27 protein-coding genes are annotated in these 20,687 nt (G+C 58.7%); 14 read left to right on the forward strand and 13 right to left on the reverse strand.

All coding sequences use genetic code 11. From position 1 onward, the window contains the following. Window positions 1–67: 67 nt before the first annotated feature. The 3 genes from ABXH05_RS09705 to ABXH05_RS09715 all read right to left on the reverse strand — a co-directional run bounded on the left by ABXH05_RS09705 (window position 68) and on the right by ABXH05_RS09715 (window position 2,984). The gene (locus tag ABXH05_RS09705; RefSeq protein WP_348137170.1) at window positions 68–1,840 is read right to left on the reverse strand and encodes a sodium:solute symporter family protein; all 1,773 of its coding nucleotides are present in this window, start codon (window positions 1,838–1,840) and stop codon (window positions 68–70) included. Window positions 1,841–1,862: 22 nt separating this feature from the next. Then, a complete protein-coding gene (locus tag ABXH05_RS09710) occupies window positions 1,863–2,213 on the reverse strand; it encodes a DUF4212 domain-containing protein (RefSeq protein WP_353560824.1) in 351 nt (116 codons plus the stop codon). 102 nt (window positions 2,214–2,315) lie between these two features. After that, window positions 2,316–2,984, reverse strand: a complete 669-nt coding sequence (locus ABXH05_RS09715; protein WP_353561001.1) for a TetR/AcrR family transcriptional regulator — start codon at window positions 2,982–2,984, stop codon at window positions 2,316–2,318. A gap of 86 nt (window positions 2,985–3,070) precedes the next feature. Here ABXH05_RS09715 and ABXH05_RS09720 point away from each other — a divergent pair, with 86 nt between their 5' ends. The 3 genes from ABXH05_RS09720 to ABXH05_RS09730 are packed head-to-tail and all read left to right on the forward strand — an operon-like array spanning window position 3,071 to window position 5,841. Beyond that, window positions 3,071–3,907 carry an alpha/beta hydrolase gene (locus ABXH05_RS09720; RefSeq protein ID WP_353560825.1) on the forward strand — a complete coding sequence of 279 codons (837 nt, stop codon included), beginning with the start codon at window positions 3,071–3,073 and terminating at the stop codon, window positions 3,905–3,907. 2 nt (window positions 3,908–3,909) lie between these two features. Continuing rightward, the gene (locus tag ABXH05_RS09725; protein ID WP_353560826.1) at window positions 3,910–4,620 is read left to right on the forward strand and encodes a VOC family protein; all 711 of its coding nucleotides are present in this window, start codon (window positions 3,910–3,912) and stop codon (window positions 4,618–4,620) included. A gap of 30 nt (window positions 4,621–4,650) precedes the next feature. Next, window positions 4,651–5,841, forward strand: a complete 1,191-nt coding sequence (locus tag ABXH05_RS09730; protein ID WP_353560827.1) for an FAD-dependent monooxygenase — start codon at window positions 4,651–4,653, stop codon at window positions 5,839–5,841. 19 nt (window positions 5,842–5,860) lie between these two features. On the opposite strand, the gene ABXH05_RS09735 is transcribed toward ABXH05_RS09730, so the two are convergent. Further along, entirely contained in the window at window positions 5,861–7,063 is a 1,203-nt protein-coding gene (locus ABXH05_RS09735) for an acyl-CoA dehydrogenase family protein (protein WP_353560828.1), read from the reverse strand. 168 nt (window positions 7,064–7,231) lie between these two features. Here ABXH05_RS09735 and ABXH05_RS09740 point away from each other — a divergent pair, with 168 nt between their 5' ends. After that, entirely contained in the window at window positions 7,232–7,441 is a 210-nt protein-coding gene (locus ABXH05_RS09740; protein WP_353560829.1) for a hypothetical protein, read from the forward strand. A gap of 31 nt (window positions 7,442–7,472) precedes the next feature. Here ABXH05_RS09740 and ABXH05_RS09745 read toward each other — a convergent pair whose 3' ends face one another. The 3 genes from ABXH05_RS09745 to ABXH05_RS09755 all read right to left on the reverse strand — a co-directional run bounded on the left by ABXH05_RS09745 (window position 7,473) and on the right by ABXH05_RS09755 (window position 10,183). Beyond that, window positions 7,473–8,081 carry a DJ-1/PfpI family protein gene (locus ABXH05_RS09745; RefSeq protein ID WP_353560830.1) on the reverse strand — a complete coding sequence of 203 codons (609 nt, stop codon included), beginning with the start codon at window positions 8,079–8,081 and terminating at the stop codon, window positions 7,473–7,475. Between the two features lie 12 nt (window positions 8,082–8,093). After that, complete coding sequence (locus ABXH05_RS09750) at window positions 8,094–9,230, reverse strand: GlxA family transcriptional regulator (RefSeq protein WP_353560831.1); 1,137 nt, start codon at window positions 9,228–9,230, stop codon at window positions 8,094–8,096. Between the two features lie 98 nt (window positions 9,231–9,328). Beyond that, window positions 9,329–10,183 carry a MaoC/PaaZ C-terminal domain-containing protein gene (locus tag ABXH05_RS09755; protein WP_353560832.1) on the reverse strand — a complete coding sequence of 285 codons (855 nt, stop codon included), beginning with the start codon at window positions 10,181–10,183 and terminating at the stop codon, window positions 9,329–9,331. 205 nt (window positions 10,184–10,388) lie between these two features. Between ABXH05_RS09755 and ABXH05_RS09760 the strand changes: the two genes are divergently transcribed. Both ABXH05_RS09760 and ABXH05_RS09765 read left to right on the forward strand, forming a co-directional pair. After that, a complete protein-coding gene (locus ABXH05_RS09760; RefSeq protein ID WP_353560833.1) occupies window positions 10,389–10,559 on the forward strand; it encodes a hypothetical protein in 171 nt (56 codons plus the stop codon). Window positions 10,560–10,613: 54 nt separating this feature from the next. Further along, window positions 10,614–11,096, forward strand: coding sequence for a hypothetical protein (locus ABXH05_RS09765; protein WP_353560834.1), 483 nt, complete (start codon window positions 10,614–10,616; stop codon window positions 11,094–11,096). Between the two features lie 3 nt (window positions 11,097–11,099). Here the strand turns inward: ABXH05_RS09765 and ABXH05_RS09770 are convergent, their stop codons facing one another. The 4 genes from ABXH05_RS09770 to ABXH05_RS09785 all read right to left on the reverse strand — a co-directional run bounded on the left by ABXH05_RS09770 (window position 11,100) and on the right by ABXH05_RS09785 (window position 12,833). Continuing rightward, complete coding sequence (locus ABXH05_RS09770; RefSeq protein WP_353560835.1) at window positions 11,100–11,441, reverse strand: hypothetical protein; 342 nt, start codon at window positions 11,439–11,441, stop codon at window positions 11,100–11,102. Window positions 11,442–11,475: 34 nt separating this feature from the next. Continuing rightward, window positions 11,476–11,823, reverse strand: a complete 348-nt coding sequence (locus tag ABXH05_RS09775; protein WP_353560836.1) for a hypothetical protein — start codon at window positions 11,821–11,823, stop codon at window positions 11,476–11,478. A 124-nt stretch (window positions 11,824–11,947) separates the two neighbouring features. Next, the gene (locus ABXH05_RS09780; RefSeq protein WP_348137196.1) at window positions 11,948–12,427 is read right to left on the reverse strand and encodes a PaaI family thioesterase; all 480 of its coding nucleotides are present in this window, start codon (window positions 12,425–12,427) and stop codon (window positions 11,948–11,950) included. Next, window positions 12,420–12,833: a PaaI family thioesterase gene (locus ABXH05_RS09785; RefSeq protein ID WP_353560837.1), complete on the reverse strand. Its 414-nt coding sequence runs from the start codon at window positions 12,831–12,833 to the stop codon at window positions 12,420–12,422. Before ABXH05_RS09785 ends, ABXH05_RS09780 begins: the two co-directional genes overlap by 8 nt. Window positions 12,834–12,914: 81 nt before the next feature. Here ABXH05_RS09785 and ABXH05_RS09790 point away from each other — a divergent pair, with 81 nt between their 5' ends. Next, on the forward strand, window positions 12,915–13,346 hold the full coding sequence (locus tag ABXH05_RS09790; RefSeq protein ID WP_353560838.1) for a secondary thiamine-phosphate synthase enzyme YjbQ: 432 nt from the start codon (window positions 12,915–12,917) through the stop codon (window positions 13,344–13,346). A 48-nt stretch (window positions 13,347–13,394) separates the two neighbouring features. Here ABXH05_RS09790 and ABXH05_RS09795 read toward each other — a convergent pair whose 3' ends face one another. After that, window positions 13,395–13,880 (reverse strand): OmpA family protein, encoded by a 486-nt coding sequence (locus ABXH05_RS09795; protein ID WP_353560839.1) that lies wholly within the window; start codon window positions 13,878–13,880, stop codon window positions 13,395–13,397. 413 nt (window positions 13,881–14,293) lie between these two features. Between ABXH05_RS09795 and ABXH05_RS09800 the strand changes: the two genes are divergently transcribed. The 6 genes from ABXH05_RS09800 to ABXH05_RS09825 all read left to right on the forward strand — a co-directional run bounded on the left by ABXH05_RS09800 (window position 14,294) and on the right by ABXH05_RS09825 (window position 18,458). Continuing rightward, the gene (locus tag ABXH05_RS09800) at window positions 14,294–15,478 is read left to right on the forward strand and encodes an acetyl-CoA C-acyltransferase (RefSeq protein ID WP_353560840.1); all 1,185 of its coding nucleotides are present in this window, start codon (window positions 14,294–14,296) and stop codon (window positions 15,476–15,478) included. Window positions 15,479–15,552: 74 nt separating this feature from the next. Continuing rightward, on the forward strand, window positions 15,553–16,455 hold the full coding sequence (locus ABXH05_RS09805) for an alpha/beta fold hydrolase (RefSeq protein WP_353560841.1): 903 nt from the start codon (window positions 15,553–15,555) through the stop codon (window positions 16,453–16,455). Then, entirely contained in the window at window positions 16,452–16,901 is a 450-nt protein-coding gene (locus ABXH05_RS09810; RefSeq protein WP_353560842.1) for a MaoC/PaaZ C-terminal domain-containing protein, read from the forward strand. The genes ABXH05_RS09805 and ABXH05_RS09810 overlap by 4 nt, the downstream gene beginning before the upstream one ends. Before the next feature lie 39 nt (window positions 16,902–16,940). Then, window positions 16,941–17,303 (forward strand): VOC family protein, encoded by a 363-nt coding sequence (locus ABXH05_RS09815; RefSeq protein ID WP_353560843.1) that lies wholly within the window; start codon window positions 16,941–16,943, stop codon window positions 17,301–17,303. Window positions 17,304–17,342: 39 nt separating this feature from the next. Then, window positions 17,343–18,149, forward strand: coding sequence for an SDR family NAD(P)-dependent oxidoreductase (locus tag ABXH05_RS09820; protein WP_353560844.1), 807 nt, complete (start codon window positions 17,343–17,345; stop codon window positions 18,147–18,149). Further along, window positions 18,150–18,458, forward strand: a complete 309-nt coding sequence (locus ABXH05_RS09825) for a DUF1475 family protein (protein WP_353560845.1) — start codon at window positions 18,150–18,152, stop codon at window positions 18,456–18,458. It abuts the gene before it with no gap. A gap of 113 nt (window positions 18,459–18,571) precedes the next feature. Here the strand turns inward: ABXH05_RS09825 and ABXH05_RS09830 are convergent, their stop codons facing one another. Then, window positions 18,572–19,774: an acyl-CoA dehydrogenase family protein gene (locus tag ABXH05_RS09830; protein WP_348137220.1), complete on the reverse strand. Its 1,203-nt coding sequence runs from the start codon at window positions 19,772–19,774 to the stop codon at window positions 18,572–18,574. A gap of 121 nt (window positions 19,775–19,895) precedes the next feature. Here ABXH05_RS09830 and ABXH05_RS09835 point away from each other — a divergent pair, with 121 nt between their 5' ends. Continuing rightward, complete coding sequence (locus tag ABXH05_RS09835) at window positions 19,896–20,669, forward strand: SDR family NAD(P)-dependent oxidoreductase (protein WP_353560846.1); 774 nt, start codon at window positions 19,896–19,898, stop codon at window positions 20,667–20,669. The last annotated feature ends 18 nt before the right edge of the window (window positions 20,670–20,687 follow it).

Genomic DNA, 20,687 nt, shown 5'->3' on the forward strand with positions numbered 1-20,687 from the left:
ATAAAAATGAGAAGGGCGGCGATCTTGCGATCGCCGCCCTTTTCCGTCTGGTCGTGTAAAGGCACTCCTAGTGGGTATGCGCAACCCCTGCGCCTGTCGGCACTCGGATATCTTCCACCATGTCCTGAACTTCCGCCGGTGGCGCTGCTGTAAACATCCGCACCGCAAACGCGACAAGGAAGTTCAGCACCATGCCAACGGTGCCGATGCCTTCTGGTGAAATGCCCAGGAACCAATGCTCTGACGAGTTGAGTTCCGGCGACACGAACTTGAAGAACACGATGTAAGCGAACGTGAAGGCGAGGCCTGTCACCATGCCGGCAATCGCACCCTCGCGGTTCATGCCCCGCATGAAGATGCCCATGAGGATGGCCGGGAAGAGCGATGCCGCAGCAAGCCCAAAGGCAAAGGCTACGACCTGCGCCACAAATCCCGGCGGATTTATCCCCAGATATCCGGCAACGCCAATGGCCACAGCCGCCGCAATACGGGCGTAACGCAGCTCCTGCTTGTCGGAGATGTTGGGCATAAGCGTCTTCTTCATGAGGTCATGACTGATGGAGGTGGAGACCACCAGCAGAAGACCCGCTGCGGTGGACAGGGCCGCCGCAAGACCGCCCGCCGCTACCAGAGCAATCACCCAGCCGGGAAGCTGCGCAATTTCCGGATTGGCCAGAACGAAGATGTCCCGGTCCACATAGATCTCATTGTCAGAGGCCGTTGGTGCATTGGACAAGGCCCGCTCGCCATTTGGACCAGCCTCACCTGTGTAGGCAGGTTTGCCTTCATAGGGTGCGCCGGCACCGTACTGGATGACGCCGTCATTGTTCTTGTCCATCCAGCCGATGAGACCGATCTGTTCCCAGTTCTTGAGCCATTCCGGCGCTTCCTGATAGGACGTGTTGTTGACCGTATCGATGAAGTTGATCCGGGCGAAAGCTGCTACCGCTGGGGCTGTTGTGTAGAGCAGCGCAATGAAGATCAGCGCCCACAAAGCCGAGACGCGCGCATCTGATACCTTGGGAACCGTAAAGAAGCGCACGATCACATGGGGCAAGCCTGCCGTGCCCACCATCAGGGCGAAGGTGATGGCAAAGACATCAATGACCGCCTTGGATCCTTCCGTATACGCCGTAAACCCAAGATCAACGAGCGTCGCATCCAGCTTTGCCAGCACGGACATGCCCGACCCATCCGCCATGGTCGAGCCAAGACCCAGCTGTGGAATAGGATTGCCGGTCACGAGAATGGAAATGAAGATGGCTGGAACGAGATACGCGAAGATCAGCACGCAATATTGTGCAACCTGCGTATAGGTGATGCCCTTCATGCCGCCGAGCACCGCATAGACGAACACAACCGCCATGCCGAGGATGACCCCAAGCTCGATATCCACCTCAAGGAATCGCGAGAACACGATGCCCACCCCGCGCATCTGCCCGGCTACATAGGTGAATGAGATAAAGATCAGGCAGATGACGCCGACAATGCGGGCCGTCGACGAGTAGTACCGCTCGCCGATGAAGTCCGGCACGGTGAATTGGCCGAATTTGCGCAGATAGGGTGCCAGCAACAGCGCCAGCAGCACATAGCCGCCGGTCCAACCCATGAGATAGACCGAGCCGTCATACCCCGCAAATGCAATGATGCCGGCCATGGAGATGAAGCTGGCAGCACTCATCCAGTCAGCTGCCGTTGCCATGCCATTGGCAATCGGGTGCACGCCGCCGCCTGCCACATAGAACTCGCTGGTGGAGCCCGCGCGTGACCAGATGGCAATGCCGACATAGAGCGCGAAAGACGCGCCGACGAAAATGTAAATCAGTGTTTGCGTTTCCATTGGTGTTCCCCCTTATCCCGATCTAGTCGTCGTCGACGCCGTAGCGCCGGTCGATGCGCTTCATTGCAAACACGTAGTACGCAATGAGGCCGATGAAGACGTAGATCGAGCCCTGCTGGGCCCACCAGAAACCAAGCTTGAATCCGAAGAACTGAATGCTGTTGAGCGGCTCGGCGAACAGAATGCCAAAGCCGAAGGACACAACAAACCAGATGACCAAAAGAATGCCGAGGAGCCTGAGATTGGCGTGCCAGTAGCCCCGCACATTCTCTTCGCTCAGAACATCCGCGTCGTGATGGTCATGGGCAGGCATGTTGCCGCCCTCATGATGGTAGACGGTCTTGTCTCCATCGCCTCCCTGCGAATTGGACATCAGCATCCCTCCCTAGCTTAGCCCGCATGGATTCTTGATCTTGTTTTGCGAAAGCCTAACGGCAGAAAACTCAAAAGGATACCGGGCGGACCTTGACCTGAATCAAGACTGGCGGGGCGCAATCATCAGCACATCACGAATGAGGGCCGTCACCGCGTCGGGATCATTTGCCTTTGTGTGTGGGTCAAGTTTCCTGATTTCCGGCGACAGGCTGAACACGGTGCCCGCGATCGAAACAATGGAATAGTGCAGCAGTGTCGGATCACCGGGGCGCACCAGGCCTGCTGCCTGACCTTCCTTCAGAAGGGCAATCGAGTTTTCGTACAAGCGGCGAAGGTGGGTTTCGACCAGCCACGTCAGACGCTCACTCTCGTGCTTGCCTTCATGCAGGATGATGCGATGCAGGTCGGCGTCCGCAGCAAATGTGTCCACGAGGGAGCGAATGGGGTTCATCAGACGTGTTTCATAGTCCGCATCATCCGGCATCCGGTCAGCAACATCGGTTAAGCCCCGCTCCGCCTGGGCGAACACACCATCCACAACCGCACGCCAGAGTTCTTCCTTTGACGCGAAGTGATAGAGCAGGAGGCTCTGCGCCACACCTGCGGATTCTGCAATGCGCCGTGTGCTGGCGGCTTCAAATCCTGCTTCTGCGAAGCGGGTTTTCGCGGCCTCGAGAATGCGTTCCCGAGCGCGTTCCTTTGACAGTTTTTGAGTGATGGCCCCGGTCCTTCTGGCGTGCGTGCCCCGATAGATACCGCAAAGATTGATCGTACGATCAGAAAAACTTGATCAATCGATCAGGAATGTCTAGATTTGATCGATCGATCAATTGATCTAAGCCCAGGACGCGGCCCATGCAGCGAGAGACCCACCTTCTGAGCGAACTCCATGCAGCCCGCTTCACCGGGGACGACCCCCAATACGCCCTTGTTGTGTCTCATGGCATCGGCGCCCATGGCGGCATCTACGACATCTTCTGTGAACATCATGCAGCGCGCGGCGCCGACATCTGGTCATACGATGCGCCGGGGCATGGCAAATCCACCACCAACCGCCCACGCGGGCAGTGGACGATGAAGGAGTGGGTACAGGCGAGCCGCGATTGGTCAGCGCACGTAAAACAGCAGACCGGCCTTCCGGTTTTCACCCTTGGCTCAAGTCTCGGCGTTGCTGCGGCCATTTCCGCAATCAATTCCAGTGATGTGACCGGAGCCATCTGCATGGGGTCTCCGGCGGTGCCCGGAGCGCCCATGTTCAATGAGATGGGCGAAGCGTGGCGCAGCGAACCTGTAAAGCAGGTGCTAGGTCAGCTGGGTCGCGCGGCACGCCTCGACATCAACGTGTTTTTCAATTTTGACGAAGACTACGGCTACGCCGGTGCCGGCGAACAAAAGCAGCTCGACCCATGGAACACCTGGTCCTATGACCTTGAATCCTGGGCTTCCTTTTTTCAGTACGAGCCCGAACAGCCGCCGGAAGAAAACACAAAGCCCGTGCTCTATGCGGCTGGCGAAAAAGACCCGAGCTTTCCGCCGGACGTGATCAAGCTGGCAGCGTCCGCCATTGGTGGCCCGGTCACAGTCAATATTTTTGAAGATGCCGGGCATCAGCTTATGCTGTTTGAGACCGCCCGTTTCTCAGACGCAGTGCATGACTTCTGCCTGTCGGCCCTCAACGGTAAGGATGCCTGATCATGGTCAAACCCAACGCCCTCCATCACCTCGCGCTTTCAACCGGCGACATGAAAACGCAGATTGAGTTCTTCACTGACGTCTTGGGTATGGAGCTGGTTGCCCTCTACTGGATGCACGGTGTTGAAGGCGCATGGCACGGCTTTCTCAATCTCAACAACAATTGCGCCGTTGCTTTTGTGCATACGGGCAAGAACCAGCAAATTGACCCGGTGATGGGTGTGTCCCATGCGGGTAACCCCGGTGAAAGTTCAGCACCGGGAACGATGCAGCATCTCGCTCTCAATGTGGACAGCACCGCTGACCTCATGGCCATGCGCGACCGTATCCGCTCGCGCGGCGTGCCTGTGTTTGGGCCAATACACCATGGCTTTTGTTCTTCGATCTACTTTGCCGGCCCGGAAAACCTGTCCCTCGAAGTCGCAACGTCTGCCGATGTGGAGCATCCCCTTTCCAGCGACATGTGGATCGATCCGGAAGTGGCTGCACTGGCGGGCATCTCCGCAGAAGACCTCAAGCGTTACAAGGCACCTGCCTTTTATGATGGCGCCAATGGCGATGTGCCGCAGCCCGAATATGACGCATCAAAGCCGCATCAGTTCTATCCCAAGGAAGTATATGATCTGATGCTGGGCACACCGGACGAAGCGCTGACACAAGCAGCCAGCGAAACCACACCTCCAAGGTTGGCGTCCGCATCAAAGCAACAGTGACCTCACACGACCAGTGAAAGCAGTCTCCCCATGAAGGCCATTATCGCAGGCGGCGGCATAGGCGGACTAATCGCAGCACTGGCCTTCCGGCACTTTGGTTGGGACGTCGAAGTTCACGAGCGTGCCGCTGAGCTCGGCGAAGTCGGAGCGGGTATCCAGATCAGCCCCAATGGCATGAAGGTGCTGCGGGCACTCGGCCTTGAAGACAGCATTGCGAAAAACGCTTTTGAGCCTGAAGCCTTGGAAATGCGCATGGGGCGCTCAGGGCGCCGCATATTTCGAGTGCCTGTAGGTGATGCAGCAGTGGCCCGCTGGGGTGCGCCCTATTTGCACGTCCACAGGGCCGATCTTGTGGAGGCCCTTGCCGCCGAGCTTGAAGATCGTGCACCCGACAGTGTGCGTCTGTCGTCTGCTGTGACCGGGTATGAACAATCGGCCAATGGCATCACGGCCCTGACCGACCAAGGCTTATCCGCTGAGGGCAACGTACTCATCGGCGCCGATGGTATCCATTCGGCAATCCGCGCGCAGATGCTGGGCCCAGAGGAACCGGTATTTACTGGCAACGTAGCGTGGCGTGCCGTTGTGCCCATTGAAAAACTTGGTGACTTGGCCCCGCCTCCGACAGCCTGCATCTGGCCCGGCCCCGGCCGCCATGCGGTGACCTATCGGTTGCGCCGGGGCACGTTGGCCAATCTTGTAGGTGTGGTTGAGCGTGATGACTGGCGCGGTGAGAGCTGGACAGAGCAGGGCACCCGCGAAGAGGCGCTGGCGGACTTTGCCGGATGGCACCCGATCGTCACCAATCTCATTGAGCAAGCAGACGCGCATTTCCGCTGGGCGCTTTTTGACCGCGCACCACTCAAGCAATGGAGTGATGGTCGCGCCACGCTGATGGGCGACGCAGCACATCCCACATTGCCCTTCATGGCGCAGGGGGCAGTGATGGCAATCGAAGACGCGTTTGTTCTGGCCAAAGCATGTGCAGATTCGCCGACCGACATTCCATCGGCGCTAGAGCAGGTCTATGCGTCGCGCATCAAACGGACCAGTGGCGTGCAACTGGGGTCCCGGGCGAATGCGGCCACCTTCCACAAGCCGACAGCTGCCGCACAACTCGCGACCTACGGTCCCATGTGGCTCGCAGGGCGCATCGCGCCAAACATCGTGCGCGCCCGCCAGGACTGGCTCTATGCGGAAGACGTGACCGCGCGGACGTGACGGGGCAAGACGGGGAGGCCTAGAGCCCCAATTGCCGTGCCGTCAGATCGCGCATGATTTCCTCTGAACCGCCGCCAATCGCGTTGACGCGCACCTCGCGATAGATGCGCTCCACACGACCACCACGCAGATAGCCATTGCCGCCAAGGATCTGCATGGCTTCACGCGCGCAGAACTCCATGGTTGTCGTTGCCTGCACCTTGAGCATGCTGAGATCAGCCACCGGTGTTTCACCTTGAGCAACGCGCCAGGCGCAAATCTCAAGGTAAGCCTGTGTTGCCTGAATGCGCTGATACATGTCGGCGATCTTGTGGCGGATCACCTGATGGTCCGCCAGCCGCTTGCCGAATGTCGTGCGCTCGCGCGCCCAGGCCGCTGCATCCTCAAGACACACGCGCGCCATGGCATTGGCGCCAGCAGCCATGCCTAACCGCTCACCATTGAAGTTCATCATGATGCCGATGAAGCCATTGTTTTCAGTGCCGATGAGGTTTGCTTTTGGCACTTTCACATCATCAAAATACAGCGCTGCGGTGTCTGACGCCCACCACCCCATTTTCTTGAGTGGCGTACGTGAGAAGCCGGGCATGTCTGCCTCGATAAGCAACAGCGAGATGCCCTTGGTACCCTCACCGCCGGTACGCACCGCAGTGGTGACATAGTCAGCCCGCATGCCACCGGTGATGAACATTTTCGAGCCGTTAACCAGGTAGTAGTCGCCTTTGTCCTCCGCGCGGGTATGGATGTTGGCCACATCTGACCCGCCGGACGGTTCGGTAATACCAAGTGCAATGTGCTTGTCGCCATCCAGCACTGGCGGCGCAATCCGCTCCTTCATTTCTTCCGAGCCGATATTGATGATCGGCGGCAGTCCGATGCCATGCACCATAAGGCTGGCGTTGATGCCGCCGGCACCGACGCGCGCGAGTTCCTCAGACGTCACTATGCTGTGGTAGTGGTCGATCCCTTCCTTGATGCCGCCATACTGCTCTGGATAGCCCATGCGCAACAGACCGACATCCGAGGCCTTCTTGTAGAGCTCTTCGGGAAATTCTTCGGCCTCATCCCACTGGGATGCATAAGGCATGATCTCTTTTTCAATCCACTTGCGCAGAGTCTGCCGCCATGCGTCATGGTCCTCGTTTGAAAACGGGGACGGGGCGCGGGTGGTGTCAAAGTTCAGATCAGGCAGAGATTTGAGCGGCTTGGCAGCTTGAGACATCGGGCGTGTTTCCTGTGGTTCTTGTTCTGGACGCGCGGGCCGACCACGCTGTGTGTTGCCGCCATTGTGCGCCACGTTTGACGCACGTCAACGCGCGCTTGTGTGGAGGCCGCATAGGGTGAGGGTGCCCCTGCGTCTCAGGGGAGCAACCCGGAGGCTTACAAGCCCATGGAAAAAGTGTGTTTGGACAAACTGACCGATATCGGTCAGTTGATTGAGTTCAATATGTCATCAGAAGCTGCAAAGAAACTGCAGGCCCTGCACATCTGTTCAGAGCGGTCGGACTGCCAGTATTGGCAGTCCTGCATCAACCGCGTCGAAGATTTGTGGAACCGGCAGATGTACGCAGCTGAACCGGCCAGCCGCCTGCCGTCCTAGACGCTTTAAGGGCCGGTCAGGAGATGAAGGCTCAAACTGCTGCTGAATAAGGCGGCGCAGGATCATATTCCATCGCCCGCTGGGTGGCACGCGCATGGTCGGGCCCATGAATTTGGCCAACAAGCCAAAGCGCCATGTCGATGCCGGCCGACACGCCTGCGGCCGTAACGACTTTGCCGTCGCGCACATAGCGTGTGTTCTCAAGAACCTCTGAGGCTTCGTCGCGCTTGCGCAACTGGTCAATGAACCCCCAATGGGTCGTGACGCGCTTGCCTTTGGCAGCACCTGATGCGGTTAGCAACAAGGCACCGGTGCATACGCTGGTTGTCCACGTGGTGGACTTATCAACCGCAGCAATCCACTCAAGCAAAGTCTTGTTCTCAACTTCCGTCCGCGTCCCCTGACCGCCTGGTACCAGCAGCACATCAAGGGCAGGCGCGTCTTCAATTGAAGTGTGGGACTCGATCACCATGCCTTTGCGGCATTTCACCTTGTCGCCATTCTCAGAAATCAGAACAACATTGTCCGGTTCGGGCTTGCCCTGAAGCGAAAACACCTCATTGGACATGGTGAACACTTCATAGGGCCCGACAAAATCAAGCTCTTCCGCATCATCAAAAATCAATAGTCCGATATTCATGAGGTGTCAGTCCTACTGCATACCTGGATGGGTGGGGGACGAAATATCGAGCGGCGTGACCGGCCCGTGCGGCCCCATCACCGGCATCCGTCGGAAGCGGGAGCGATAGTCAGCAGGGCTCACGCCCACGCGGCGATGAAACGCCCGGCGCATCTGTTCAGCGCTGGAAAAACCGCACGCCCATGCAATGGATTCAGTGTCGTCTGTGGTTTCTTCCAGATGACGACGAGCTGCTTCAACGCGTGCCACTTCCACAAAGCGGCCCGGTGTCAGACCCGTCTCGCTCACAAAGGCGCGCGCCAGCGTGCGTTCGCTCATATGCGCGCGCTCCGCCAGTGCAGGAACCGACAGATCCTCAGACACATTGTCGAGAACCCATTGGGCAATGTCGCCGATTTTGCCTTTGGCCGCATGTTGTGCGACCAGCTGTGCCGAAAACTGGGACTGGCCGCCCGGGCGGATCATGAAGAGGACGTGACGGCGCGCCACAGACAGTGCCATGTCACGCCCGCAGTCCTGCTCAACAAGTGCCAGCGCAAGGTCCATCCCCGCGGTGACGCCAGCTGACGACCAGATGTGGCCATCCCGCACATAAATCGAATCCGCATCAACCGTCAGTGTAGGGAACATTTTGGCAAGGACATCCGCCACGTTCCAGTGCGTCGTGACGCGACGCCCATCAATCAGACGGGCTTCAGCGAGAATGAACGTTCCGGTGCACACCGACGTGATGCGTTTGGCCTTGGCGCCTGCGCGCGCAACCACGTCCAGAACGGCAGGGTCGCGCATGGCAGCGGTGGTCCCGTGGCCGCCGGGAACCATCAACGTATGCAGCCCCTCCAGATACTCATCTGTGATGTCAGCAAAGCTGATATCGGCAACCATCTGCATGCCGGAGTTTGTTCTGAACGGACCGGCAGTTTCAGCGGCGATTGTCAGCTCATATTCGGGGTAATTTTCATGCGGCTTTGGTTGATAGCCATCCATCACCCAGGATGCGGGATTCAGCCGGGCATCGTTGACGCCGGCCAGAATTTCAAATGGCCCGGTGATGTCGAGTATCTGGACATCGTGATAGGCGATCATCAGCACCCGCTTGGGCGCTGGTGAAGCTGAATTCTCAGCATTTTGGCGCTTTTTTGAGGTCATGCGACCAGCATAAACGCGCGGGGTGTCTGGCGGAAAGGCCAAACACCCCACATATTCAGTCAACGCTCTCTTGGAATGCGGAAGGACGCAGGTCGGCCCTAGGCTTTGAGCGTGCACTTGCCGTTGTTGATCACCACTACATCGCGTTCCTTCAGGCGGGCGCGGAATGAGGCGATGTTTCCGTCTTTCCAGACATCCACCAGAATGGTTTCGCCTGGAAACACCGGTGAGGAAAAGCGAACGTCGAACCCGGTGATTGCTGTGTGGTCATAATCCGCCACAGACCCGAGAATGGCCCGGCAGCAGGTGCCATAGGTGCACAGCCCATGCAGGATGGGGGCAGGAAAGCCCGCCGCCGTCGCAAACTCCGGGTCTGCATGAAGCGGGTTGCGGTCACCGGACAGGCGATAGAGCAGGGCCTGGTCCGGGCGTGTGTCCACCTCGATGGTTTCGTCAGGTGCCCGATCAGGAATTGCATGCGGCTTTGGTGCGCCTTCGCTTGGACCGCCAAACCCGCCATCGCCGCGGGCAAAGGTGGTGCTGGTCAGCGTGCACAGGGCATCACCTGAATCCGCCAACCGGATGTCGGTCTCGGTCACAATGACCGCGCCTTTGTCAGCGCCCTTGTCATACGCACCGATGACCTTGCTGTCGGCGATGATGTCAGCGGCGGCGGGCAGTGGCCGGTGCAGTGTGAGCTTTTGCTCCCCATGCACGACCATCAGATAATTGATGCCGGAATCCCGCAGCGGCCCGGCGCCCCAGGCAATGACAGTTGCCATCGTCGGCACCGTCTTGAGGTCGCTTTCATAGACGTAAGGAAGTTCCTTGGGTGCGAGCGGGTCGCGCGCCATGCCTACGCCCAGCGCATAGAGCATTGTCTCACGGTCCCCATAGGAAAACCGCTCGTCCTTTGAAGTCAGAGACATGATGTGATCGTAGTCGATGGCCATTTTGTTTCCTCGATCTGTAGATTTTTGCGGGCATTTTTGCAGGTTTTCCCGGCTTTTTTGCCCGTCTTTTTGAAAAATATCTTTAAGTGTCTACTGCGAGACAGACGCCGCTCTACCTTTGGTACACTCTAGGTGGCGAACGGTGAGTCGTGGTGACCAGATGTCTCTGCGCTTTCCAGGTTGAATGTCACTTTTGGTGCGTCTCATGACACTTGATGCCAGCATTATTGACCACCCGGACCGCAAGCCTCAACAGCCGGTGGGACCCGAAGCGCCGTCGCGCGATTGGCCAGCCGGAGTTCTACGTCTTTTGGCGGGCGGCGCCACGCTGGGCATTTGGATTGCGATTGCAGTATTGATCTACTCAATCGTCTAGCGGCCCCATTGCCTGTAGGCTCTCCTGAAGTTTTCAGGGTGAGGAGACAGCATCATGGGTGTCGGCAGATTTCTTGGGCCTCTAAGCATTGGCACGTTGTTGGCGCTTTGGTGCGCGGTCGCCAGCGCCCATGAGCACGCCTCCGCCGCTGAGCCCAAGGGCGGCGTTCCACTCCCCGCGGCAGACACCACCGTTGTGACACCGCCGGAAGAAATGACCGAAGCAATCCGGGCGGTATTCCCTGAAAGCTATTCACAGTTCATGACCGTGAGCTATGAGCGTCAGGACGCAGGCACGGGGCGGGACCCGGAAATCTGGCCAAAGGCCGCGAGCTTCCTGGTTCCCGTCAAAGCCTTCGATGCGACAATCGCCACCGAGCTGGACAGTCGTGTCGCCGCCCTGATTGGCCGCATGCTCCGCCCCGATGACGCTCACTGTGAGGACGTGTCAGTGGGCGAGCCTGAGGAGTACGGCTGGATGGCCTGGCCGGACAAACAAGTCCGCAAGATCACCGTCACGTTCAACGTCGCATGCTGATGGTCAGCCAGCGGAGCGATCACCGATGAGCAGTTTGACGGGATCGCCCTTGGCATCCGCAATTGCCCACAGCAGATATGGCGTGAGGAACAGGATGCCCCCTACCTGCGCCAGCGGCATGAGTAGAATGCCGGCGGTTGAAAATTTGTGACGCCATCCAATCCAGATCGCCGACAGGGTCAGGTAGGCCAGAAAATCCACATTGAACTGGCCTGACCAGTTCAGGGCGGTGATGTTGCCAACAAACACTTCACTTAAATTCATGCCGGTCTGGCTTGCCGCCGTATATGTCAGCGCGGCAACTGCAATGAAGTAGAAAATGGCAACGATGCGAAGGACCATCATGGTGCGTTTCCTTGTCGATGTATTTGTTTGAAAGCTAGCTGGCAGTGGCACGCTGGCGGCCGAGCATGACAATTCTCATATCCCCCTCGGCGTCGTTGAGGGCCCACAGCAGGTAGAGCGGCAAAACGCCCATCCCGCCGAGCACGCCCAACACACCAAGTGCAAGGCCACCTGACGAGAAGTGATGACGCCACGCCATCCACAGACCGGACAGCAGCAGGAAGCCGAAGAAATCGAGATTGAACTGGCCCGGCCAGGTCATTTGCGCCATGTCGCCAAAAAAAATCTGAAACAGGCCCATGCCGTGATTGATGACCACGACCAATGTGTAGGCCGCCAGGACCAGCCAGAAGCCGATCAGAAAGAGCCGGAAAGCTGTCATCTTGTCCCCCAATCCTCATCCCGCGCCCCTCGTTTTGAACTGCGACGCGGTTGTTGAGATACCCTACCAGTGGAAGGGGGGCAGACAATTACCTCATGGGTAATGGCTGGTTCGGGCCCAAGCGTCAGTGCTCGCCGAGCACCTTCCACAGGCTGGTGGACTGGCAGATCAATTCGTCGCCCACAAAAAAGTCTGCAGCGCAGAAAACAACCGCCCGTGTCTTGCGGGTCAGGCGTGTGTGTCCCACCACAAGGTCGCCTTCCTTGGCCGTGCCGGTAAAACTCGTCTGCATGCTGAGGGTCACACAGGGGCGGCGCTTGGTGGCATTCCATGCGGTGCCGCCAACAATGGCATCCGCGAATGTCATCACCATGCCCGGGTGCAACTTGCCATCTGCATCCACATGGCGGTCATCTACAACAAAGGCTTCTTTGCGCACGATGCCGTCATTCTCCGCCACTTCGCTGTAGAGCGGACCAACAAAGGCCTCGAACGGATCACGCAGCTCCATGGGCTTGAACCCATCGAGATCCTGATCCGGGCGCGGACAGGGCAGGGCAGGGCGTTCATTGTCGCCCTTAAGAGCGTCGCGTGCTTCAGTCATGGCGCACCACCTTATAGACGCCGGTCGCTGCCATGAGCATGCGAGGCGCGTCTTCGCCCTCGGCTTGCGCCTGCACATCACACGACAAAAAGACAACACTGCGCGTCCGGCGCGTGATGAGTGCCGTGGCAGTGACCTTGTCGCCCAACTTGCCCGGGCCTGTGAAATCGCAATTGACTGACAAGGCTTCCACAGCCCCGTCGGCCGCTTCCCGCGCGGCACCGGCCAGAACAATGGAGGCAAACGACATCATCATGCCGCCGTGCAGCATGTCGGCCCCGTTCAGGTGCTGTTGGTCGATGGTGAAGCTCAACGTAAAGGCGTCGTCCGTACCGCTGACGCGTGTGACCGGGCCAACATAGGCCTCAAAACCTTTTGGCTGAGGACTCTCGAGTGAAGATGTCATGAGTATGGGTGCCTGCGGGAGTGCGGGGATAAATGATTTCGCGCTCTATGTAGCCCTGCAGTGGCTGGGTTAAAAGGGGGCATGCACCAGCACGCCCAGACACTCGCCGTTCGTACACCCGGCTCTGGCCTTTTCGACATCACGTCAAAGGTCGAAGCGGTGGTTTCTCAGTCGGCCATCACAAATGGGCTGGCCACACTATTCATCCGCCATACCTCTGCCTCCCTGACCATTCAGGAAAACGCGGACTCGGATGTATTGGTGGATCTGAAAAACTTCTTCGAGCGCATCGCGCCTTTCACTGACACCTATCAGCACGCGACCGAAGGGCCGGACGATATGCCAGCGCACATCAAGTCAGCCCTTACAGCAACGTCACTGAGCATACCCATCAGCGCAGGCCGTATGGCGCTGGGGACATGGCAGGGCATCTATGTATTTGAACATCGCACCCGCGCCCACGACCGGGACGTGGTTGTCCATGTCATGGGCGAGAAATGGCAGCGCCGCTAACATGCCGATACGAGGTCGGATGCTTCGGGCCTGAATCAAACGGCCAGTCTAGATGTTGAGCGGCGCCATGCTGATGGGGCCGATCTCATCAGCGGTGGGCTCCGCTTCACCGATCCAGCGCGCCGGGACACCCATATCAATGAGCGCATCGCGAACCACCTGAGTGCGGGCGTAAGGCCCGTCTTCTATGCTGAGCGTAACGCGGCTCAGTTCCAGATCCGTGACCTCTTCAGCGATGGCAGCAACCGCCACCTGCGCCGGATCAGTCAGGTCTGTGGTCCCAGCCGGGAAATAGACCACATAGGAATAGCCAAAGGGCGCGGTCTGACTTTCAGACATCATGCCCATAAGGTCTGCGCGGTCTTCATTGCTCGGGGCAGCAGCGGTGATGGTCACAGCAGAGGTGACGATGGCCATCTCTTCTGCAGCAGGTACCGCGTGTGTCGTATCAGTCCCGCTGGCAAAAGCGGCCATGCCGCCGAGCGTGAAAGCACCCAGACCAATAAGGCTCATAATTCCAATCTGACGGCGCATGACACAGCCTCCCATTTTGTCGTGTTGGATGTGCCGCAAACAGAGTGTCTTGGACCTTCCATCAGGCACTTTCGATGGTGATGAGTCTCGGGCCTGAATCCGGCAGCTGCATGATCTCTCCAAGGTGAACGATTGGTCATTTCATGGCTCAAATGCGGCAATGACGCAGGGGCAATCTGCTAATGCGCTGATTCCAATGGGTTATTGAATGTGACCGGGCATGCCCGAATTAACTCTTCCGGCCCGGCCCTGAACCCCTTATGGTTCGCGCCGACTTGCGGGTTTCAATTTCGTACCCGCTGCCAAACCAATTCCAGTGTGGCCCTGCCACTCTGCGCAGACTTTTCGCGCGGAACAGCACCCAAGACCCGATAATCAAGGGGCCGGCACAAATTCCAACAAGGAGTGACAGCATGAGAGAAGCAGTCATCGTTTCCACTGCCCGTACCGGTCTTGCAAAGTCCGGTCGTGGTGGCTTCAACATGACCCACGGCGCAGCCATGGGTGGCCACGCCCTCAAGCACGCCATCGAGCGCGCCAACATCGAGCCCGGTGAAGTCGACGACGTCATCATGGGTTGCGGCACGCCTGAAGGCGCAACAGGCCAGAACGTCGGCCGTCTTGCTGCCATCTGGGCCGGCTGCCCGGTCACCACATCCGGTGTGACCGTCAACCGTTTCTGCTCTTCAGGTCTGCAGACCATCGCCCTGGCCGCTGGCCGTATCGTCAATGACGGTGTGGACGTGGTTGCTGCCGGTGGCGTTGAATCAATTTCGCTGGTGCAGATGTCCGGCGCAATGAACCTCAACAACATCACCGAAGAAAAGCTGATGGAGAGCTACCCTGCTCTTTGGATGCCGATGATCGAAACTGCTGACATCGTGGCAGACCGCTACAATGTGAGCCGCGAAGCGCAGGACGAGTATTCTCTCCAGTCGCAGCAGCGCACAGCAGCCGCTCAGCAGGCTGGCAAGTTCGACGACGAAATCGTGCCAATGAACACGAAGATGAAAGTCGTCAATCGCGAAACCAAGGAAGAGTCGATTGTTGACTACGTCGTCGACAAGGACGAGTGCAACCGTCCGCAGACAACCCTTGAAGGCCTGAATGGCCTGCCGCCTGTCCGTGGTGAAGGCAACTACATCACAGCCGGTAACGCCTCACAGCTTTCCGATGGCGCCTCCATGGTCGTCATGATGGAACGCAAGGAAGCTGAACGTCGTGGCCTCGACATCATGGGTGCCTTCCGCGGCTTCCAGGTTGCTGGTTGTGAGCCAGACGAAATGGGCATTGGTCCCGTTTTCGCTGTGCCCAAGCTCCTCGACAAGGCTGGCGTCAAGAAAGACGACATCGACCTTTGGGAACTCAATGAAGCATTTGCGTCCCAGTGCCTCTACAGCCGTGACAAGCTGGAAATCGACAACGACAAGTACAACGTCAATGGCGGTTCCATCTCCATCGGTCACCCCTTCGGCATGACCGGCGCACGTTGCACCGGCCACCTGATGATCGAAGGCAAGCGTCGTGGCTCTAAGCTCGGCGTTGTGACCATGTGCATCGGTGGCGGCATGGGTGCTGCCGGCCTGTTCGAAATGTAATTTCGAGCAGACCTTGCTACAGTTGAAAGGCCCGGCAGCAATGCCGGGCCTTTTTATTTGGTATGTTCATAGCCATGCGCATTTTCCTGATTGCCCTTGTCTGCATCTTTGTCGCTCTGACCACAGCCTTTCTGGTCGGTCGCTATATGATGGCGGCCCGAGAGACGACGCAGCGGGCTGAAGCCCCGCTCGGCCCCTACACCCGCTTCGTTGAAACGCGATCGGGCCGGGTTCACGTCCTCGACCAAGGTGTGGGACCAGTTGTCCTGCTGATCCACGGCACTGGGCGATCAGTCGCGGACTGGCAGGAAGGCTTGGCGGATCGGCTGTCCGCGACCCACCGTGTCATCGCCATGGACTATTACGGACACGGCCTCTCTGACCGGAACCATGGCCTGAGCTATGGTCACGTCCTGTGGACGCAACAGGTTATTGACTTGCTGGATGCTCTCGGGATCGCCCAGGTTATCCTTGTCGGACATTCGGTCGGCGGCGTCATCGTCTCGCGCGTCGCGGCGGATCACTCCGAGCGCGTGTCCCATGTGGTGACGGTCGGAACCGGAATGGCGCTTGATCCGGCACAAATCGTGCCGCTGATCCCAGGCGCTGGAGAAATCGTCATGGGGAGTACGGATATCTTCGGCGATACTTTCTCCGACGCGCACCGAGAGCGTTTGGAGGTTGCCTATGACATCAAGGGCACGCGCGCCGCGTTGCTGACCTACATCCGCCGCCAATACACCATCGACGGACTGCGTTTGCTCTATGGCGTCTACGAAGAGATCAAGGCGCCCGTGCTTCATGTAAGCGGATCTGAGGACGCGTCGATCCCAAACGCAGCGGCTCGTGCCCTGTCTGAGCGCACCAACGGTAAGTTTGTATCTATTGACGGTATTGGTCACGACGTACATATCGAAGCGCCCGACCAACTGGCTGCCGAGATCATTCGATTTGTGGAGGCATACCCCAGTCCATGACCGACATACGATTTTTCGATGATTTTGAACTGGGCGAGCAATGGCCCATCTCTGAAACCTATGAGATGACGCGCGACGAAATTGTCTCGTTTGCAACCAAGTGGGACCCGCAGCCGTTTCACGTAGATGATGCTGCGGCAAAAAAGTCCGTTTACGGAACACTGACGGCTTGCGGCACCCATGTTCAGGCCGTAGTTCTGAAACTTGCACAGGCACTGCCCCACGAAACGGCCGTCATCGGCGCCCTGGGGTATGACGAAGTGCGTTTTCACAAGGCGGCCTGCCTTGATGACGTTCTCTCGCTCACCATCGAGTGCATCGAAAAACGCCCATCGTCGTCCAAGCCTGACCGCGGCGTCGTCAAAAACCGCCACACGCTTGTCAATCAGGCGGGCGAGACCGTGTTCTCCCAGACAACAACCCTGCTCATTACGCGCAAAACCTGAGCGGACATTTGCGCCACTCACAGCGTTTGGAGACAGCTCATGAGTGACCTCAAAATCAGTGCCTGTCGCATATTCGTTCCGGATGTGGCGGCATCTTTGCCCTTCTACCGAGATCTGCTGGGCCTGCCCGTGCGCGCCGTCGTCAATGACGACGGGTTTGCGGTGCTTGATGCAGGCATCATGCTGATCCTTGAGCCGGTGGGCGGTGACCCAGACCTCACCGCGCGATTTACCGGTGTATCCCTTGAAGTGGCCGATATGGACGCCGCCTATCAGGAGCTGCGGGGCAAGGGCGTTGAGTTCACCGATGCCCCTCACACCGCGGACTGGGGCGGCAAGATGGCTCATTTCACGGATCCCGGTGGCAATACGCTGACGATTGTGGAATATCCAAAGCAATAGAAATTCACCGACACTCGACAAATACAAGGAATGCGAAACATGGGACGCCTCACAGGAAAACGCGCCATCGTCACCGGAGCCGGGTCAGGCATTGGCCGCGCCGCCTCTCGCCGCTTTGCAGAAGAAGGCGCAACTGTCCTCGCCGTTGACCTCAACGCGGATGCAGTCGCTGAAACTGTGGTCGGACGAGAGCGCATGACGGCGGAAGTCGGTGACGTGTCCAGCGAGGACTACGTGTCCAATTCGGTCCGCGGTTTTGTGGATGCCAATGGCGGTATCGACATTGTGTTCGCCAATGCCGGCATCTCCGGTGGCTATGTGCCCCTGCATGAGCAGACGCCCGACTACTGGGAAGACATTCTGCGGATCAATCTCATCGGCCCGTTCCTCTATGTGAAGCACGCCAGCCCCTACATGATCGACCAGCACGCGGGCTCCATTATATGTACCGCGTCAGTAGCGGGGATACGCGCCAATGCCGGGGGCAATCCGTACTCTGCGTCCAAGGCGGGCGTCATCTCGCTGGTGCAGACGGTGGCTTATGATCTGGCAGGCACGGGCGTGCGTATCAATGCCATCTGCCCCGGCCTCATCGAGACCGGCATGACCAAACCAATTTTTGATATGGCCCGCGGCAAAGGCTCTGAAGACCGTATCGGTCAGATCAACCCTTTGAAACGTGCCGGACGCCCCGAAGAGATTTCAAACATGGCGCTGTTCCTTGCCAGCGATGAAGCATCCTACGTCAACGGCCAGGCATTCCCTGTGGATGGCGGCCTCTCCGGCTCGCACCCCTACGCCATGGGCGGTGGCCAGCAGCGCGCCTACAACAAAGCGAAAGACTAGATGACTGGGTTCCGCATCATTTCCGCCATTCTCGGCCTTGCCTTCGCAGGCTCCATCATCTGGGGCTTTGCAGACGGCAGGTCGGTGGTCCCCTTGATGGAGATCATGCTTGCCGAGCCGTGGGGCGTCGTGACCCTCGCGGACCTCTATCTTGGGTTTGTGCTGGTTGCCGGCATCATCATCCTGCTGGAACCCAACAGGACGACCGGCATCGCGTGGGGCGCCAGCGTCGTGATCCTCGGCAATGTCATCACCGCCGCATGGATCGTATTCCGGCTCCCCGGCGTGCTGGCGCGGCTGCGGGGCTAACGCCACCTCCGATAGACCCTTCGGTCAAGCCGAAGGGAGAGCGGTTTAGCGGAATGAGGTCACCTGATTCTCGCTTTCCCTCCGGCTTGACCGGAGGGCCCATCTGACGGGCCTCAAAGCCCCAGAACCATCTTCGCCATGATGCCGCGCTGAACTTCGCTCGACCCGCCATAGATTGTGCCGGCGCGGTTGTTGAGCATGGCCGGGACCTTGGTCATCACATCTGCACTGCCCACCGGTTCGACATTTGATCCAGGCTGACGCGCCTGCATCTGGTCCGGCAAGGCCAGATTGCCAATCGCCTCAACCGCCAGCAGGTCAAGCTCCTGGCGCAGCTCAGTGCCTGCCACCTTCAGCATGGAGGACGCTGGTCCCGGGTTCTGGCCATTGGACATGGCCGCCATGATGCGGTTTTCCGTCATCTCCTGCGCGTCCAGCGCCACTTCAAAGGCCGTCAGCTTGCTCGCAAAGGCATCATCCTCGGCAACGCTGCCCCCATCGCCATTGGACTGATTGGCCGCAAGCGACTTGAGCCGTTCGACGCCCACCCGCAGGCGAGGCGCGTAGGAGCCACCGCGTTCAAATTCCAGAAGATATTTGGCGACCGTCCACCCATCATCTTCAGCGCCCACGCGATTGGCCTTTGGCACGCGTACATTGTCGAAGAACACCTGATTGAACTCGTGGTCACCCGCAAGCGTGATGATGGGGTCAACCGTGATGCCCGGCGTATCCATATCAATCAGCACAAAGGTAATGCCCGTCTGCGGCTTGCCTGAGCTGTCCGTCCGCACCAGGCAGAACATCCGGTTCGCATCATGGGCATGGGTCGTCCAGATTTTCGTGCCGTTGATCACATAATCATCGCCGTCGCTCTCAGCCTTGCACTTGAGCGAGGCAAGATCAGAGCCTGATCCGGGTTCGGAATATCCCTGGCACCAGTAGTCCTCGCCGGACAGCATGCGCGGCAGATAAAAATCTTTCTGCTCCTGCGAGCCGTGGCCGATCAGCATGGGCCCACACATTTGCAGCCCCAGCGGTGACAGGGTCGGGGCTCCCGCACGCGCGCACTCAGACGAAAAGATATGCCGCTGCGTCACGGTCCAGCCCGTGCCGCCATATTCCTTGGGCCAGCTCGGCGCCACCCAGCCTTTGGCATAGAGCTTCTTGTGCCAGAGCATGTTCCATTTCTTGTCGGTGAAGATGCCACTGGTCAGACGGCCCGCCTCCCGCAGCTCATCGCTGAGTTCCGCATCCAGAAAGGCACGCACCTCCTGGCGAAAGGTTTCGTCCGCGGGGCTGAGGGAAATGTCCATGTGAGTGTCTCCGCTGTGTATCAGTGCTTGTGTGTTTCTGCGCTTGTTGTTTTCACCGGCCATTCTAGGATGCTTACCGAACAGAAACCAACTCATCAAAAGAACAGCAGGGAGCTTCACCATGGATCTGGGTCTCAAAGGCAAAAAGGCCATCGTTACCGGCGGCACGCGGGGCATCGGCCGCGCCATCGCCGAAACCCTGGCAGCAGAGGGCTGCGACGTCGCCATCTGCGCCCGCAACGCGGACCAGATCGCTGACGCCGTAAAGGACATGTCAGCGGCCCATGGCACCAAGGTCTGGGGTGATGTCGCAGACATCTCCGACGCCGACAGCCTGAAGGGCTTCATCGCCAATGCCGCCAAAGAGCTCGGCGGTATTGATGTGCTGGTCTCCAACGCCTCTGCCCTGGCCATCGGCAACACCGAAGCCGCCTGGAAGAGTGGCTTTGACATCGACATCATGGGCGCCGTGCGCTCCGTTGAAGCAGCGCTGCCCGAGTTGAAAAAATCCGCTGCCGCAAATGGCGATGCCGCCATCATCGCCATTGGGTCGGTCTCGTCCGTGTCAGCCACTGACGCCTCAGCCTATGGCGCCGTGAAGGGCGCCATGGTGCACCTCGTCAAGGGTCTGGCCAAGGAACTGGCCGGTGAACACGTGCGCGCCAATGTCGTGTCTCCCGGCACCGTGTATTTCGAAGGTGGCGTCTGGCACATGATCGAGGAAAACATGCCCGACATGTTCAAAGCCACCATGGCCCGCAACCCCATGGGCCGCATGGCGACCCCGCAGGACATTGCGAATGCAACTGCGTTCCTCGCCAGTCCCAAATCCTCCTTCACCACCGGCATCAACATGATCGTGGACGGTGCCATCACCGATCGCGTCAACTACTAGCGGCAAAGTCTAACGGCG

Source organism: Pyruvatibacter sp. HU-CL02332, from assembly GCF_040362765.1.
In the GTDB taxonomy this organism is placed as follows: domain Bacteria; phylum Pseudomonadota; class Alphaproteobacteria; order CGMCC-115125; family CGMCC-115125; genus Pyruvatibacter.